Here is a 16,798-nt window from a genome sequence, read left to right on the forward strand (position 1 = left end):
GACCTACGTGCGCGACTTGCAGCTGACAGCTTGCAGCTTGGCGCTTATTGCGATTTTCTGACTCGCAGGTACCATTCCGAGAGCAGCCGAACTTGCTTGTCTGTGTAACCGCGTTCCACCATTCGGGTGACGAAGTCGTTGTGCTTTTGTTGATCCTCTTTGCTGGCCTTGGCATTGAAGCTGATGACCGGCAGCAGGTCCTCGGTGTTGGAGAACATTTTCTTCTCGATCACCACCCGCAGTTTTTCGTAGCTGAGCCAGGTCGGGTTCTTGCCGTTGTTGTTGGCCCGGGCGCGCAACACGAAGTTGACGATTTCGTTGCGGAAATCCTTCGGATTGCTGATGCCGGCCGGCTTCTCGATCTTCTCCAGCTCTTCGTTGAGGGCGATGCGGTTGAGGATTTCGCCGGTTTCCGGGTCGCGATACTCCTGGTCCTGGATCCAGAAGTCGGCATACAGCACGTAACGGTCGAAGATGTTTTGCCCGTACTCGCTGTAGGACTCCAGGTAAGCGGTCTGGATTTCCTTGCCGATGAACTCGATGTAGCGCGGCGCCAGGTACTCTTTGAGGTAGCGCAGGTAGCGTTCGCGCACTTCGGCCGGGAACTGTTCCTGTTCGATTTGCTGCTCCAGCACATACAGCAGGTGCACCGGGTTGGCGGCAATTTCGTGAGGGTCGAAGTTGAACACCTTGGAGAGGATCTTGAAGGCGAAGCGGGTCGACAGGCCGTTCATGCCTTCGTCCACTCCAGCGGCGTCGCGGTACTCCTGGATCGACTTGGCCTTGGGATCGGTGTCCTTGAGGTTTTCGCCGTCGTACACCCGCATTTTCGAGTAGATGTTCGAGTTTTCCGGCTCTTTGAGCCGTGACAGCACGGTGAACTGGGCGAGCATCTTCAGGGTGTCTGGCGCGCAATGGGCCTTGGCCAGCGAGCTGTTGAACAGCAGCTTGTCGTAGATCTTGATCTCGTCGCTGACCCTCAGGCAGTACGGCACCTTGACGATGTAGATACGGTCGATGAAGGCTTCGTTGTTCTTGTTGTTGCGGAAACTGTGCCATTCCGATTCGTTGGAGTGAGCCAGCAGGATCCCGGAGTAGGGGATCGCCCCAAGGCCTTCGGTACTGTTGTAGTTACCTTCCTGGGTTGCCGTGAGCAGCGGGTGCAGAACCTTGATTGGCGCCTTGAACATCTCGACGAATTCCATCAGGCCCTGGTTGGCCCGGCACAGTGCGCCCGAGTAGCTGTAGGCGTCGGCGTCGTTCTGCGGATATTCCTCGAGTTTGCGGATGTCGACCTTGCCGACCAGGGCGGAAATGTCCTGGTTGTTTTCATCACCCGGTTCGGTTTTGGCCACGGCAATCTGGTTGAGGATCGACGGGTAGAGTTTGACCACTTTGAACTGGCTGATGTCGCCCCCGAACTCGGCCAGTCGCTTGGTCGCCCAGGGCGACATGATGGTGTTCAGATAGCGTCGTGGAATACCGAAGTCTTCTTCGAGTATGGCGCCGTCTTCAGCGGCGTTGAACAGCCCCAGGGGCGATTCGAATACCGGCGAGCCCTTGATGGCATAGAAGGGCACCTTCTCCATCAATTGTTTGAGCTTTTCGGCCAGGGACGATTTACCACCGCCCACCGGGCCCAGCAGGTAAAGGATCTGTTTCTTCTCCTCCAGGCCCTGGGCGGCATGGCGGAAATACGACACGATCTGGTCGATGCATTCTTCCATGCCATGGAAGTCTTCAAAGGCCGGATAACGGCGGATCACCTTGTTGGAGAAGATGCGCGACAGCCTTGAGTTGTTCGAGGTGTCGACCAGTTCCGGCTCGCCGATAGCCATCAACAGGCGTTCGGCCGCCGACGCATAAGCGCTGCGATCGCTTTTGCAGAGCTCAAGGTACTCTTGCAGCGAAAGTTCTTCCTGACGGGTGGACTCGAAACGTTGTTGGAAGTGGCTAAAAATACTCATGACGTCACCTCGCTCGATACGTGGAGCCGACGCCGGATCAGTCAGCTGATGCTGGCATGCAATCGACACCGCCGATTGCTGTATACCCCCCAGAACACCTAGAACTCGCTACCGATGACCCGCACGCCGGTGTACCGGCTCTCCCCTTTTTGGATGGCCTGCGCTTAAGGATAGTTCGTTATCGGGGAGGTCAAGGGCGGTTGTACATGAAGTTCGCCATGACCGTTCGTCTGGCCAGGCGCGAGCCCGCACAGGACGCGGGCTGCGAGAGATGAAAAAAATTATTCGGCAGTGCCTTGGGCGGTTTCTGCAGGGTAGGTGCCACGCCACAGCTCGAAGCCGCCATCGAGGCTGTAGACGTCGGAAAAGCCCTGGCTGATCAGGTAGGCGGCAGCGCTCTGGCTGGAGTTACCGTGATAGCAGACCACTACGGTGGGGGCATCGAGATCGGCAGTGCGGATGAAGTCCGCTACCGAGTGATTGTCCAGGTGGCTTGCGCCGGTAATGTGGCCGGCGGCAAAGGCTTGCGGGTCGCGAATATCGACCACGACCGCACCTTGCTCGCGCAGTGCCTGGGCCTGCTCGGGAGGGATGCGTTTGAATTCGCTCATGGGTACGGTTTCCTTCAGGACTGGTCGTTCATTCTAGCCGGTTGTGCGGACGCAGGCTGCGTGCGCGGGGTGCCTTGCTCGGTGCATTCACAGCGCTGCAATGCGCCGGTATCGACGTTGTACAGGGTCATCGCGCCACCCCAGACGCAGCCGGTGTCCAGGGCGATCACCCCGGGCTCCTTGCAGCGCCCTTCAAGGGCGGCCCAATGGCCGAAGATGATCTTCACATGCCGTGAGCGGCGGCCCTTGTGGGCGAACCAGGGCTTGTAGCCGGGCGGGGCGGTGTCGGCGCCTTCCTTGCCCTTGAGGTCGAGCTTGCCTTCGCTGGTGCAAAAGCGCATGCGGGTGAAGTAGTTGGTGATCACCCGCAGGCGAGTGACGCCGCTCAGGTCCTTGCTCCACTTGTTCGGCTCGTTACCGTACATGCCATCGAGGTAGGGCTTGAAGCGATTGTCGTCGCGCAGCGCTTCCTCAACTTCGCCTGCCAGCTCCAGGGCCTTGCCCAGGGTCCACTGCGGCGGGATGCCGGCGTGTACCAGCACTACGCCGCGCTGCTCGTCGTAATGCAGCAGCTTTTGCCGGCGCAGCCAGTCGAGCAGTTCGCCAGCATCTGGCGCATCGAGAATTTCGCGCAGGGTGTCGCTTTTTTTCAGGCGCTCGATGTTGTGCCAGGCGGCCAGCAGGTGCAGGTCATGGTTGCCCAGTACGCACACCAGCGATTCGCGGATGGAATAAAGGAAGCGCAAGGTTTCCAGTGATTCCGGGCCGCGGTTGACCAGATCGCCGACCAGCCACAGGCGGTCGACCTTTGGATCGAAGCTCACCCGTTCGAGCAGGCACTTGAGCGGCTGCAGGCAGCCTTGCAGGTCTCCGACTGCGTATACCGCCATCAGTGCAGGGCTCCGGGGACGGCGAGGCGAAAGGGGGCAATGACGGCGTCGAAACGCTTACCGTCCTCGGCAAACATCTGATAGCTGCCCTGCATGGTGCCGACTTTGGTGCTGATGACCGCGCCGCTGCTGTAGGTGTGGCTTTGCCCGGGTTCGATGGTCGGTTGCTGGCCGATCACACCGGCGCCCTTGACCTCTTCGACATGGCCATCACCGTTGGTGATCAGCCAGTGTCGTGACATCAGCTTGGCGGTCACAGAGCCATTGTTCTTCACCGTAATGGTATAGGCGAAGGCGAAACGGTTGTTTTCGGGTTCGGATTGTTCTTTGAGAAAGCGGGTCACGACGCTGACGTCGATCTGGTAACGGGGATCAGACATGCAAGGGGCCTTGGCAACAGACGCGGATACGGCGATGGCGTCAGTCTAGGCTATCGGCGGGGTAGCCGGCCAGTCATGCGGGCATGACTGGCCTATGGCGCAGGTTACGCGGCGCCCTGTTGCTCGGCCAGCTTGTCGGCCAGGCGCACGAAGGCGGCGAGGTCGAGTTGCTCGGGGCGCAGGCTGCCATCGACGCCGGCAGCTTCAATGGCGTCGCTACTGAGCAGGGCCTTGAGGGTGTTGCGCAGGGTTTTGCGGCGCTGGTTGAAGGCTTCGCGAACGATGCGTTCGAGCAGGCGATGGTCCTTGGCCGGGAACGGCAGGGTTTCGTGTGGCACCAGGCGCACGATCGCTGAATCGACCTTGGGCGGCGGGTTGAACGCGCCGGGACCGACGTTGAACAGGTGTTCGACCCGGCAGTGGTACTGCACCATGATCGACAGACGGCCCCAGTCACCACCGCCAGGGCCTGCGGCCAGGCGCTCGACCACTTCCTTCTGCAGCATGAAATGCATGTCGCGGATCAGCTCGGCGTTGGCCAGCAGGTGGAAGATCAGTGGCGTCGAGATGTTATACGGCAGGTTGCCGACCACGCGCAGGCTGTGGGGGGCAGCGCCGAGGGTGGTGAAGTCGAACTTCAGTGCATCGCCCTGGTGCAGGCGAAAGTTGTCGCGGTTAGCGAACTGCTGGTTGAGGATCGGTACCAGGTCTTTGTCCAGCTCGACCACGTCCAGCTGCGCGCCGCTGGCCAGCAGGCCGGAGGTCAGGGCGCCCTGGCCCGGGCCGATTTCCAGCATGCGCTCGCCGGCCTTGGCGTGGATCGAGCGCAGGATGCGGTCGATGACCCCGGCGTCGTGCAGGAAGTTCTGGCCAAAGCGCTTGCGCGCCTTGTGTTGGTATTGCTCGGTCATTTTCGGGTCTCGGCCATCTGGTAGGCGGTTTCCAGGGCGACCTGCAGGCTGCCGGTGTCGATCTTGCCGCTGCCGGCCAGGTCCAGGGCGGTGCCGTGGTCGACCGAGGTGCGGATGATCGGCAGGCCCAGGGTCACGTTGACCGCAGCGCCGAAGCCTTTGTACTTGAGCACGGGCAGGCCCTGGTCGTGGTACATCGCCAGCACTGCATCGCAGTGCTCCAGATATTTGGGGGTAAACAGGGTGTCGGCGGGCAACGGGCCGCGAAGGTCTATGCCTTCGCTGCGCAGGCGCGCCAATGTCGGTTCGATGGTGTCTATTTCTTCGTGGCCCAGGTGGCCACCCTCGCCGGCATGCGGGTTGAGGCCGCAGACCAGGATGCGCGGGTTGGCTATGCCGAACTTGTGTTGCAGGTCAGCATGCAGGATCCGCGTGACGCGCTCCAGGCGCTCGCTGGTGATGGCGTCGGCAACCTCGCGCAGCGGCAGGTGCGTGGTCACCAGGGCCACGCGCAGGCCGCGGGTCGCCAGCATCATCACCACTTGCGCGGTGTTGGTCAGGTCGGCGAGAAACTCGGTGTGCCCGGAAAAGGCGATACCGCTTTCGTTGATCACGCCCTTGTGCACCGGTGCGGTGATCATCCCGGCGAAATGCCCGTCCAGGCAGCCTTGCCCGGCGCGGGTGAGGGTTTGCAGGACGAATGCGGCGTTGGCTTTGTCCAGCTGGCCGGCAACCACCGGGTTTTGCAGCGGCGTGTCCCAGACATACAGGCTGCCTGCCGGAGCGGGCTGGTCTGGGAGGGCGTCGAGGCTCACCGGCAGCAGCGTGACGGCCACGCCCAGCTGCGTGGCCCGCTCGGCGAGCAGGTCACGGCTGGTAATGGCAATCAGGGGGTGCGGCTGGGCTTGCGTGGCGAGCAGCAGGCACAGGTCAGGACCTATGCCGGCCGGCTCGCCGGGTGTGAGGGCGAAGCGCTGCGGTTTCACTGCGCGGCCTGATCGGCGCCAGGAAGCTTGATTTCGACGTAGGCTTCGTCACGGATCTGACGCAGCCAGGTCTGCAGTTCTTCATCGTACTTGCGGTTGCGCAGTACGTTCATCGCTTGTTGCTCGCGGGCCTGTTCGGTGCTGTCGGTGGCGCGGCGGCCCAGCACTTCGAGCACGTGCCAGCCATACTGGGTCTTGAATGGCTTGGTCACCTGGCCCTGTTGGGCGTTGGCCATTTCTTCGCGGAACTCTGGCACCAGGGCGCTTGGATCGATCCAGTTGAGGTCGCCGCCATTGAGTGCCGAGCCAGGGTCTTCGGAGAAGCTCTTGGCCAGCGTGGCGAAATCTTCGCCGTTCTGGATGCGGTCATACAGCCGTTGCGCCAGTTCCTTGGTCGCCGCTTCGCTGCGAATCTCGCTTGGCTTGATCAGGATGTGGCGGACATGCACTTCGTCGCGCATGGTGGCACCACCGCCACCGCGTTTTTCCTGCATCTTGATGATGAGGAAACCGGTAGGAATACGCAGTGGCTGAGTCACGTCACCAACGCTCAGGCTGCTGAGCAGCTTGGCGAGCTCCGGCGGCAGCTGACCGGCTTTGCGCCAGCCCATTTCGCCGCCTTCCAGGGCGTTTTCGCTGGCGGAGCTGGCGATTGCCATCTGGCCGAAGTCGGCACCGCTTTTCAGGCGCGAGTAGACCTCACCAGCCTTTTGCGCGGCCGCCTGGATCTGCGCCGAGTTGGCGCTTTCCGGGGTCGGGATCAGGATATTGGCCAGGCGCCATTCTTCCGACAGTTGCATCTGGCCTTGCTCCGAGGCGAGGAAGTTTTTCACTTCCTGCTCCGAGACCTGGATGCGCTCGGCAACCCGGCGCTGACGCACGCGGCTGATGATCATCTCGCGTCGAACCTGCTCGCGGGCATCTTCGTACGACAGGCCGTCGTGGGCCAAAGCGGCGCGGAACTGCTCCAGGTTCATGCCATTGCGCTGGGCAATGGTGCCGATGGCCTGGTTCAGTTCTTCGTCGGTGATGCGGATGCCCGAGCGATCGCCGATCTGCAGTTGCAGGTTCTCGACGATCAGGCGCTCGAGCACCTGTTGGTCCAGGACACCGGCGGGCGGCACCTGGCCGCCACGCTTGGCGATGGTCTGCTGGACTTCGCGTACGCGGCTGTCCAGCTGGCTTTTCATCACCACGTCGTTATCGACGATGGCCACAACGCTGTCCAGGGGTTGCACGGCGGCGTGCGCCGTGCCGGTCAGCAATACCGCGCCCAGCAACAGCGGGCGCAGACAATCAGTAAGCTTGGTCTTCACGAGTACGATAACCTTGAATGCCCTGGTCGAGGAAAGACTCGACCTTGTTGCCCACTACGCCGCCGAGGCCTTTCAGCACAATCTGCAGGAAGACGCCGTGGTCGCCTTTTTCGTTTTGCGGAATTGCCTGGCTGTAATCGTCGTAATCGATCCAGTAACGGTTGATCAGACGCAGCTTCCAGCAGCAGTTGTCATATTCGAAACCACCGAAGGCTTCCAGCGTGCGGTTGCGGTTGTAGTCATGCTGCCAGCGCGCGATCGCGGTCCACTGCGGAACGATCGGCCACATGACCGAGAAGTCATGCTGCTGGATCTTGTAGTAGTCCTTGATGTAGTTCGCATCACCCGGCTGGCCATAGTCGCCACCACCTACCTGCCAGCGACCAGTGGCGCTGTTGTAGATGACCATGTCGTTGCGGTAGCGGTAACCGAGGTTGACCACCTTGTTGACGTTGTCTTCAGGCTGGTAATGGAACATCGCGCTGCCCGAACGGGTGCTGCGGCTGTCCGGATCCCAGTTGAAGTCGGAATTGAAGCGCCAGTCGCGGTTGAAGCGGTATTCGTATTCCAGTGCGTACGGGGAAACGTCCGACTGTGCGTCCTGACGGTCCTTGTAGGCAATGCCAGGCAACTGAACCTTGCGGTCCTTGAAGTACAGGGCCTGGCCAACGCTCAGGCGCTGACGTTCAAAGCCGTTCTCTTCGATCCAGCGGTTGGTCACGCCCAGCGACAGCTTGTTCTCGTCGCCGATACGGTCGTTACCGCTGAAACGGTTGTCGCGAAACAGCGAGGCGTAGTTGAAGGTGTACTCGCTGGTGTCGAAGACCGGGATGTCCATCTGGTTCTTGTACGGGACGTACAGGTAGTACAGACGTGGTTCCAGGGTCTGGGTGTAGTTCTTGCCGAACCACTGGGTGCTGCGGTCGAAGTACAGGCCGCTGTCGACGCTGACGATCGGAACATCGCGATCCTGCGAAGAGTTGAACCGGCCGAATTCGCGCGGCTGGCCTGGCGCCTGGGCCTTGCCCTGACTGTCGAGGTCAAGGTCGTAGTGGGTGTAGGCGTACTTGAGCGATGGCCGTACATAGCCATAGCTTGCTTCCATCGGCAGGCTGATGGTCGGCGCCAGGTGCAGGCGAGTACCGTTGGCGCGGGCCAGGCCGGTGATGTTCTGGTCGATGCGGCCGCCGTCAGGCCGAACGCTGGTATCGAGCTTGCCGTCCTTATCGAAGACGGTGCCGTTCTTCAGATCACGCTCGAAGCGTACAGCCTCGGATTCGTAGGTGAAGTTCATGCCGCCCGGGTGGAAAGGCAGCATGCCGTTGAAAGTGACCTGCGGCAGGCGGTCATACGGGGTGATCTGCGAAATGGTCGCCAGCTCGAAAGCCTGCACGTTCAGCCGCGCGGTGTAGGTATCGCCGCGATAGGTCAACGCACCTTGCTGATTGACGAAGTCCCGGCTTTCGACACCGATCTGATCCGATTCCAGGTCCTGGAAGTAGAACGGGTCGCTGAAGTCGGTGTAGTCGACTTCAGTCATCAGGCGCTCGTCGAGGCCGCCCTTGTGCTGCCAGTTGACCATCCAGCGCTGATCTTTGTAGTCCGTCTGCAGCTTGCGGTCATCATCCTTGTCATTCAGGTAGGCACCACCGAACTGTCCTTCGCTGGACTTGGTCAGGTAGCGGAACTCGCCTTCCATCAACATGCCGCGCTTGGCCATGTAGCGTGGATACAAGGTGGCGTCGTAGTTTGGCGCCAGGTTGAAATAGTACGGCGTGACCAGCATGAAGCCGGTATCGCTGCTGGTGCTGAACGACGGCGGCAGGAAACCGGACTGGCGGCGGTCATCGATCGGGAAGTAGATGTACGGTGTGTAGAACACCGGGAAATCCTTGACCCGCAGGGTGACGTTGGTCGCGGTACCGAAGCCGGTGGCCGGGTTCAGGGTAATGTTGTTGCCTTTGAGCTGCCAGGCGTTGCTGTTCGGCTCACAGGTGGTGTAAGTACCGTCCTTGAGGCGGATGATGGCGTTTTCAGCACGCTTGGCGTACAGGGCGCTGCCGCGGATGCGCGATTTGTGCATCACGTATTCGGCGTTATCGACCTTGGCTTCACCGGTGTCGAGCTGGATGTCGGCGTGATCGCCGACCACCAGCGAACCGTTGTCGCGAATCTTCACATTGCCGCTCAGCTCACCACGGTTCTCGGCCTGGTACAGGTTGGCCTCGTCGGCCTCGACCTGCATGCTGCCCTGGCGCATGACCACGTCACCGGCGAGGGTGGCGATCTGCTGCTCCTGCTGGTAGCGCGAAACCTTGGCACCGATGAAGGTCGGCGACTCGTCTTTGGGCGTGGTGTCGGTCATGCCCGGACGGGTCGGCTCGATGTAGGCACCGGCGCAGTAAGGCCCGGTTTCGGCGAGCTGGGCTGGGGTGAGCTGGTCACGAGGGACCCAATCCAGGTGGCTGGCATCGGGGCTACGGGATTTCAGCACGCGGCCTTTGGCTTCGGTGACCAGCACCGGACCTTGAGCCTGCTCCTGGGCGACCTCGCCGGAGCCGGCTGGCGTTTCACCGGACGAGCTGGCGGCCGCTCCGGCGTGCACCGGGCGCGGCGGCAGTGCGGCGGCAGGGGTTTTGGGCTTGCAGTCCCAGCCTCCGGCAGCAGACACTTGGCAGTCGAACTGCTCTGCGGCAACCACGTATGGGGTGGCCAGAGGTTGCATCGCCAGCAAACCGCCGGTGACCAGCAACGGGAATTTTTTACGAAACGCGGGGGATTTCAATGCCATCTTATTAGTCCGGGCTTCCTGCGTGCCATCTGCCCGCGTGTGGGGCCGCACGCCTCTCGATGGTCTGAAAAAGATGCTGGATAATAAAGCATGACCCGCTTGACGGCTAGGGCCGTCGGAGACCCTTGTAATGCCCGATCACGATGTACGCTTGCAACACCTGAATGTCTGGCTCGCCGAGCAGCTGGCAAATCTGTTCCATAAACAGGGCTGGGGCACGGTTCCCGCGGGTAGCCTGACCGCCGCCAGCAGCGATGCGAGCTTTCGCCGCTACTTCCGCTGGCAGGCCGAAGGCCACAGCTTTATTGTCATGGATGCGCCACCGCCGCAGGAAAACTGCCGGCCATTCGTTGATATTGCCCACTTGCTGGCCACGGCCGAGGTCAATGTTCCGGTCATTCATGCCCAGGACCTTGAACGTGGTTTCCTGTTGCTCAGCGACCTGGGCACCCAGACCTACCTCGATGTGATCAACGCCGAGAACGCCGATGGCCTGTTCAACGACGCCATTGATGCGCTGCTAGCCTTCCAGCAGTTGCCGATGAACGCGCCGCTGCCAAGCTACGACGTGGCCCTGTTGCGCCGCGAGCTTGAGCTGTTCCCCGAGTGGTACGTCGGCCGCGAACTGGGCCTGGGCTTTACCGATGCGCAACTGGCCGCCTGGCAGCGTATCAGCAGCCTGTTGATCGACAGCGCCCTGGCCCAGCCAAAGGTGCTGGTGCACCGCGACTATATGCCACGCAACCTGATGGACAGCAAGCCAAACCCCGGCGTGCTGGACTTCCAGGACGCGGTGTACGGGCCGGTCACCTATGACATCACCTGCCTGTTCAAGGATGCCTTCCTGAGCTGGCCGCAGGCACGCGTGCAGGGCTGGCTCGAGGATTACTGGCAGCGCGCCCAGGCCAAGGGCATCCCGGTGCAGGCCGAGTTCGAGGACTTCCACCGCGCCAGCGACCTGATGGGCGTGCAGCGTCACCTCAAGGTCATCGGCATCTTTGCGCGCATCTGCCACCGCGACGGCAAGCCGCGTTACCTGGCCGATGTACCGCGCTTCTTTGCCTATATAGATGAAGTGATCGCGCGCAGGCCGGAGCTGGCCGAACTCGATGAGCTGATCGATAGCCTGCAGGCCGCAGCCGGAGCGCGTCCATGAAAGCGATGATTCTTGCTGCAGGCAAAGGCGAGCGCATGCGCCCGCTGACCCTGCACACCCCCAAGCCGCTGGTGCCGGTGGCCGGTATGCCGCTGATCGAGTACCACCTGCGTGCGTTGGCAGCGGCCGGCCTCAAGGATGTGGTAATCAATCACGCCTGGCTCGGGCAGCAGATCGAAGATCACCTGGGCGATGGTTCGCGCTGGGGCCTGAACATCAGTTACTCACCCGAAGGTGAGCCGCTGGAAACCGGCGGCGGTATCTTCAAAGCCCTGCCGTTGCTGGGCGATGAGCCTTTTGTGTTGGTCAATGGCGATATCTGGACCGAGTACGACTTCGCCCGCCTGCCGAAGCACCTCGACGGCCTGGCCCACCTGGTGCTGGTGAATAACCCTGGCCATCATGGCAAGGGTGACTTCTGTCTGGATAGAGGCCAGGTCAGCGATGCCAACGCCGATGCCGACACCCTGACCTACAGCGGTATCGCCGTCCTCGCCCCACAGCTGTTCGCCGACTGCCAGGCCGGCGCCTTCAAGCTGGCGCCGCTGCTGCGCCAGGCGATGACGGCCGGGCAGGTCAGTGGTGAGCATTTCAGCGGGCACTGGGTGGATGTCGGCACCCTGGAGCGGCTGGCCGAAGTCGAGCAACTGCTCGCTGAGCGCCGCTGACATGTTGTGGCCGAGCACAGTGATAGGTGCCGGAGCAGGCTTTGCCATCGCCAGTATTCCCGGGGCGTTGCTGGGGGCGTTGCTGGGCCAGGCGATGGACCGCCGTTTGCAGTTGCACAGTTGGGCGCATCTGCGTGAACGCCTGGGTGGGCGGCCGGTGCTGCGTGACGACGAGGTACTGTTCGTCCTGCTTGGGCGCCTGGCCAAGAGCGACGGACGGGTGGTCGATGGCCATATCCAGCAGGCACGGGTGGAGATGCAGCGCCTGGAAATGAGCGAACCGGCCAGGCGCCGCGCCATCGCCGCGTTCAATCGTGGCAAGGCTGGCAAGGAGCGCCTGGGTGTTCATCTGCGCCGCCTCAAGCAACAGCCGCATGCCGCCGAAGGCATGTTGCGCGCATGCTGGCGCATGGTCTGGGCTGATGGCCAGGCTGGCCGGCATGAACGCGAGCTGCTGCTGGCGTGGGGCCAGGCCCTTGGCTGGTCGGCGGCCAAGGTCCAGGCCCTGGCGCTGGACTATGAACCGCAAAAGGCTGTGCTGGCCGATGGCACGCTGGGTTATCCACAAGCCTTGCGCATGCTTGGGGTCAGCGCCGACAGCGAAGCCGGGCAGATCAAACAAGCCTACCGGCGCCTGCTCAGCCGTCATCATCCGGACAAGCTGGTGGGCAATGGCGCCAGCCCCGCACAGGTTCGCGAGGCTACCGAACGAACCCGCGAACTGCATCAGGCTTACGCCGTCATCCGTAAACGCCGTGGCTTCTAGTCGAGTTTTTCCGGGCTGAGCCAGCCGCGGATGCGGCGGAACAATTGCTCCTGTTCCGCCGCGCTGTTGCCTGGCATGGCGGTCAGGCTGACCTGCCGGTAGTTGGCGTCCTTCAAGCGTTTACTGGCTTGCAGGCGCTCCTCGGCGGCGCGCCTGGCCTGGGGCAGGGTGGCGTAGAAGAAGTCTGCGGTGGCTACCTTGAGGTTCGGCGCCAGGCTGTCCAGGCTCTGTTCGGCCTGGGCCGGTGTTTGTGCGGCGACCATTACCAGCTTCTGCACCTGGGCCGGTTGCCGTTCGCTCAAGTAACGCGCTGCCCAGTAGGCGCCGCTGCCGTTACCGAGCAGGACAATGCTGCGGGCATTCTGTTGCTGGGCATAAGCAACGGCCGCATCGAGGCGGGCGAAGATGCGTTCGGCATCGGCCTTGTCATCGTCGACCGGCGCCTTCGCTTGTTCGATACTTTCGCTGTTCTCGCTTTCGGCTGCCGTGGCCTGCTCGATACTGGCGTTGGCATTGGCCGGGGTGTCCTTGGCCGGTGCGCTTTCGCCTGGCTCGGCCTTTTTTTCCACTGCCGGGGGCACTTCGACGCGCGCCTGCGGGGCGCTGGCAAGCAAATCCGGCTGGGCCAGGCTCAGGCTGTGCCAACCGGCATCGGGAAACTTGCGCCGCAGCGGGCCGACGGTTTTCGGCCAGTCGGCATTTTCGCCAGCACCGGCAAGAATGATCAGGGCGCCTTCGGGTTCGGCAGTGTTGGCCGGTTTCCACAGGGCCAGGAAGCTGTCGCTGCCAGCCTGCAGGGTTTGCTGTTCGGCTGCAGGAACCTGGCGTTCCAGGGCCTGGGCGTCTTCCTGGCTGCGTTCGGCCAGCGGTTGGCGTTCGACTGCGGCAGGTTTGCTGTCGGCAGCCGCTTCTGGCGTTTCGCCAGCGGCTGCTTGTGCGGTACAAGGTAGTATCAGTGACAGGCATAACGCCGGCAGCGTCGTGCGATAAAGTGCGAACATGGATCGATCCAGGCCAGATTAATACCGGCAGCCTAATAGTATTTGCTCAGGACGGCCATGCTCGGTGGCCGTCCTACCCTTGATGAGAGTGCAGATGAAGCTTTTGCGCTGCCTGTTGCTTATCGGCTGTTTTTGCCTGCCCTTGATCACAGGGGCAGCTTCGCCTGCCGCGCCTGCGCAGGTTGTGCTGGAGCCGGCCCAGCAGCAATGGCTTGAGCAACACCGCAGCCTGCGCGTCGGGCTGGTGCTGCAGGCACCTTTTGCCCAGTTCGACCGGCGCCTGCAGCAGCTCTATGGGGTCAACGTCGAGCTGATGAACTGGCTTGGCCGTTCGCTGGGGCTGGACCTTACCTGGCGCAACTTTACCGATCAGGCTGCCCTTGAGCATGCGCTGCAGGCCGGCGAAGTCGATCTGGCCCCAGGTCTGACCCAGACACCTGCCAGCCTGCGCCTATGGTTGTTCAGCGATCCCTACATGCGCGTGCCGCAATTGATTGTCGGCCCGCGTACTGGCGCGGTGGCGGTTGATCTGGAGAAGCTCGCCAGTACCGATCGGGTCGCCGTGCGCATGCCCAGCACTGTCGCCGACTACCTGCGTGCCACCTACACCAACCTCAACCTGCAAGGCGTGCCTCAGGAGCGCCAGGCGTTGCAGCTGGTGCTCAGCGAACAGGCGCGGTTTGCCGTGGTAGATGAAGCGCAGTTGAGCCGTCTGTCTCGGGAAAGTGAATTCAGCGAGCTGGTGGTGGTCGGTGATATCGGCCTGCCGCAGTTGCTGCGGGTCGGCTCGCGCCGGGACTGGCCGGAGCTGGCCGAGATTCTTGAGCGCGGCCTACAGGCCGTTCCGGCCAAGGACCTGGAGCAACTCCACCAGCGCTGGCTGGAGCCTAAATACCCGCGCCTGAGCGAATCCCCGGGCTTTTGGCAGAACCTGGGTCTGTTGCTGGCGGCGCTGCTGCTCAGTTGCGTGGCCATCGTCATTTGGCAGCGTCGGCAACTACAGCAGCTCGAGCACAGTCTATTGGCCACCCGCGACACCCTGGCCCAGCGCCAGGCCCGCGAAGAAGCCTTGCGCCTGAGCCAGTTTTCCATCGACCAGAGCACCGTGGGCATTCTCTGGGTCAACTGGGACAGCCATGTGCGCTATGCCAACCGGGCCGCCGAAAGCATGCTCGGATACCCCTCGGGGGCGCTGATCGATCGGCCGCTGATTGATTTCGAGCCGAACCTGCACATGGACCGCTGGCTCGATCTGTGGAAGCGTGCCCGTGCCAGCGATGAAGCCCCGCAGCATTTTGAAACCCGGTGCCTGCGTGCCGATCGCAGCCTGCTGCCGGTGGATGTGTCGCTGAGCTTTCTGCGCTTTCGTGATGCCGAATACCTGGTGGTGTTTCTTGCCGATGTCACCGAACGCAGGCGCGCCCTGGCGGCGCTGCGCGAGAGCGAGGCACGGCTCAAGGGTATTGCCGGCAACGTACCCGGCCTGGTGTTTCGCCTTGAACGCAACCCGGCCGAAGGCGAGCTGGAGTTCCCCTACATCAGTGAAGGCAGTGAAGCCCTGGTGGGCTATGCGCCTGCGGCGTTGCAGCATCCGGACATGGGCCTGCGCAACCTGGTGCACCCTGACGACCGCGCCGATTACCACCGGGTCCAGGACCTGGCCCTGGCCACTGACAGCGACTGGTCCTGGCAAGGGCGGATCCTGACCCGCCAGGGCGAGCAGCGCTGGGCCGACATCAAGGCCAGTACCCGCACCCTGGCGGATGGCCGGGTGGTCTGGGACGGAGTGGTCTGGGACATCAGCCAGAGCAAGCGCGTCGAACTCCAGCTGGCCCGTTCACAGGAGCAACTGCGCGAACTGTCGGCGCACCTGGAAAGCGTTCGCGAGGAAGAAAAAGCCCGTATTGCCCGGGAAGTGCACGATGAGCTGGGACAGATGCTCACGGTGCTCAAGCTTGAAACATCCATGTGCGAACTGGCCTACGCCGAACTGGACCCCGGCCTCAACGAGCGCCTGGGCAGCATGAAGCGCCTGATCGCCCAGCTGTTCCAGCTGGTGCGCGATGTGGCCACCGCCTTGCGCCCGCCGATCCTCGATGCCGGCATTGCTTCGGCCATCGAGTGGCAGGCCCGGCGTTTCGAGGCGCGCACGCAGATCCCCTGCCTGGTGCAGGTACCGGAGAATCTGCCACCCTTGAGTGATGCCAAGGCCATTGGCCTGTTCCGCATCCTGCAAGAGGCGCTGACCAATGTCATGCGCCATGCCCAGGCGCATACTGTGCAGATCAGCCTGAGTCTCGATGGCCAGACCCTGCGCCTGACGGTGATCGATGATGGCGTAGGGTTTGTCCTTGAGCAAAGTCGGCCAACGTCCTTTGGCCTGGTCGGTATGCGTGAGCGGGTGCTGATGCTCGGTGGCAGCATGGCCCTGGAAAGCGAGCCGGGCGAGGGCACCAGCCTGAGCGTGGCCATCCCCCTGGATTAGGAGCATTGCGTGATTCGAGTACTGGTTGCCGAAGACCACACCATTGTCCGTGAAGGCATCAAGCAGTTGATCGGCCTGGCCAAGGACATGCAGGTAGCGGGGGAGGCCGGCAATGGCGAACAGCTGCTGGAAACCTTGCGCCATACCGAGTGTGAGGTGGTGCTGCTGGATATTTCCATGCCCGGGGTCAATGGCCTGGAGGCGATCCCGCGGATTCGCGCCTTGAACAACCCACCGGCGATCCTGGTGCTGTCGATGCACGACGAAGCGCAGATGGCAGCGCGGGCGCTGAAAGTCGGCGCTGCCGGCTACGCCACCAAGGACAGTGATCCGGCATTGCTGCTCACCGCGATTCGTCGGGTCGCCGGTGGCGGGCGTTACATCGACCCGGACCTGGCTGACCGCATGGTCTTCGAGGTCGGCCTCACCGATGCCCGGCCGCTGCATTCATTGCTGTCTGAGCGCGAATTCTCGGTGTTCGAGCGCCTGGCCCAGGGCGCTAACGTCAACGATATTGCCCAGCAACTGGCGCTGAGCAACAAGACCATCAGCACTCACAAGGCGCGGCTGATGCAGAAGCTCAACGTCACCTCGCTGGCGGAGCTGGTGAAGTACGCGATGGAGCACAAGCTGTTGTGAGTGTTCCAGAAGCGACATTGCGCTGAGCTCATCGCGGGTCAAGCCCGCTCCTACAAAGTAGGGATCTGTAGGAGCGGGCTTGACCCGCGATAGCATTGAACCTGCCATGCACATATCCAAAAACGTCACTCTTGTAGGGCAATCCCTACCCCAAGCCTTCCATCCTGCTGATATCAATCTCTCTCCACCGCCGATTTGCGCCGCTTGCCGCCTTCACTAGGCTTTGGATAC

The 16,798-nt window shown here is 62.3% G+C and carries 14 protein-coding genes; 5 read left to right on the top strand and 9 right to left on the bottom strand.

The window, feature by feature from the left end:
* Positions 1-44: 44 nt before the first annotated feature.
* From ACIOVF_RS26445 to ACIOVF_RS26480, 8 genes are all read right to left on the bottom strand, one after another.
* Positions 45-1,967, bottom strand: coding sequence for a PrkA family serine protein kinase (locus ACIOVF_RS26445; protein WP_010221441.1), 1,923 nt, complete (start codon positions 1,965-1,967; stop codon positions 45-47).
* Positions 1,968-2,248: 281 nt separating this feature from the next.
* Complete coding sequence (gene glpE / locus ACIOVF_RS26450) at positions 2,249-2,578, bottom strand: thiosulfate sulfurtransferase GlpE (protein ID WP_045199281.1); 330 nt, start codon at positions 2,576-2,578, stop codon at positions 2,249-2,251.
* 14 nt (positions 2,579-2,592) lie between these two features.
* On the bottom strand, positions 2,593-3,468 hold the full coding sequence (locus ACIOVF_RS26455; RefSeq protein ID WP_123565368.1) for a symmetrical bis(5'-nucleosyl)-tetraphosphatase: 876 nt from the start codon (positions 3,466-3,468) through the stop codon (positions 2,593-2,595).
* A complete protein-coding gene (gene apaG / locus ACIOVF_RS26460; protein ID WP_401293747.1) occupies positions 3,468-3,848 on the bottom strand; it encodes a Co2+/Mg2+ efflux protein ApaG in 381 nt (126 codons plus the stop codon). Before apaG ends, ACIOVF_RS26455 begins: the two co-directional genes overlap by 1 nt.
* A gap of 104 nt (positions 3,849-3,952) precedes the next feature.
* Positions 3,953-4,759 (bottom strand): 16S rRNA (adenine(1518)-N(6)/adenine(1519)-N(6))-dimethyltransferase RsmA, encoded by an 807-nt coding sequence (rsmA, locus tag ACIOVF_RS26465; protein ID WP_045199287.1) that lies wholly within the window; start codon positions 4,757-4,759, stop codon positions 3,953-3,955.
* Positions 4,756-5,745 carry a 4-hydroxythreonine-4-phosphate dehydrogenase PdxA gene (gene pdxA, locus ACIOVF_RS26470; RefSeq protein ID WP_401293751.1) on the bottom strand — a complete coding sequence of 330 codons (990 nt, stop codon included), beginning with the start codon at positions 5,743-5,745 and terminating at the stop codon, positions 4,756-4,758. The genes rsmA and pdxA overlap by 4 nt, the downstream gene beginning before the upstream one ends.
* Positions 5,742-7,061 carry a peptidylprolyl isomerase gene (locus ACIOVF_RS26475; protein WP_045199291.1) on the bottom strand — a complete coding sequence of 440 codons (1,320 nt, stop codon included), beginning with the start codon at positions 7,059-7,061 and terminating at the stop codon, positions 5,742-5,744. The genes pdxA and ACIOVF_RS26475 overlap by 4 nt, the downstream gene beginning before the upstream one ends.
* Positions 7,042-9,852 carry an LPS-assembly protein LptD gene (locus ACIOVF_RS26480; RefSeq protein ID WP_401293754.1) on the bottom strand — a complete coding sequence of 937 codons (2,811 nt, stop codon included), beginning with the start codon at positions 9,850-9,852 and terminating at the stop codon, positions 7,042-7,044. The genes ACIOVF_RS26475 and ACIOVF_RS26480 overlap by 20 nt, the downstream gene beginning before the upstream one ends.
* Before the next feature lie 130 nt (positions 9,853-9,982).
* Between ACIOVF_RS26480 and ACIOVF_RS26485 the strand changes: the two genes are divergently transcribed.
* Genes ACIOVF_RS26485 through ACIOVF_RS26495 form a run of 3 tightly spaced genes read left to right on the top strand, consistent with a single transcriptional unit; the run spans position 9,983 to position 12,442 of the window.
* Positions 9,983-11,008 (top strand): aminoglycoside phosphotransferase family protein, encoded by a 1,026-nt coding sequence (locus ACIOVF_RS26485; RefSeq protein WP_258595121.1) that lies wholly within the window; start codon positions 9,983-9,985, stop codon positions 11,006-11,008.
* Positions 11,005-11,676, top strand: a complete 672-nt coding sequence (murU, locus tag ACIOVF_RS26490; RefSeq protein WP_401293757.1) for an N-acetylmuramate alpha-1-phosphate uridylyltransferase MurU — start codon at positions 11,005-11,007, stop codon at positions 11,674-11,676. The genes ACIOVF_RS26485 and murU overlap by 4 nt, the downstream gene beginning before the upstream one ends.
* A gap of 1 nt (position 11,677) precedes the next feature.
* Complete coding sequence (locus ACIOVF_RS26495; RefSeq protein WP_045199299.1) at positions 11,678-12,442, top strand: DnaJ domain-containing protein; 765 nt, start codon at positions 11,678-11,680, stop codon at positions 12,440-12,442.
* Here the strand turns inward: ACIOVF_RS26495 and ACIOVF_RS26500 are convergent.
* Positions 12,439-13,443, bottom strand: coding sequence for an alpha/beta hydrolase family protein (locus tag ACIOVF_RS26500; RefSeq protein ID WP_401293760.1), 1,005 nt, complete (start codon positions 13,441-13,443; stop codon positions 12,439-12,441). The two genes, ACIOVF_RS26495 and ACIOVF_RS26500, sit on opposite strands and share 4 nt — an antisense overlap.
* 94 nt (positions 13,444-13,537) lie before the next feature.
* Between ACIOVF_RS26500 and ACIOVF_RS26505 the strand changes: the two genes are divergently transcribed.
* Both ACIOVF_RS26505 and ACIOVF_RS26510 read left to right on the top strand, forming a co-directional pair.
* Complete coding sequence (locus tag ACIOVF_RS26505) at positions 13,538-15,928, top strand: PAS domain S-box protein (RefSeq protein ID WP_401293762.1); 2,391 nt, start codon at positions 13,538-13,540, stop codon at positions 15,926-15,928.
* Positions 15,929-15,937: 9 nt separating this feature from the next.
* A complete protein-coding gene (locus tag ACIOVF_RS26510; protein ID WP_093378971.1) occupies positions 15,938-16,567 on the top strand; it encodes a response regulator transcription factor in 630 nt (209 codons plus the stop codon).
* The last annotated feature ends 231 nt before the right edge of the window (positions 16,568-16,798 follow it).

It is taken from the genome of Pseudomonas sp. NPDC087612 (genome assembly GCF_044743505.1).
Lineage (GTDB): Bacteria > Pseudomonadota > Gammaproteobacteria > Pseudomonadales > Pseudomonadaceae > Aquipseudomonas.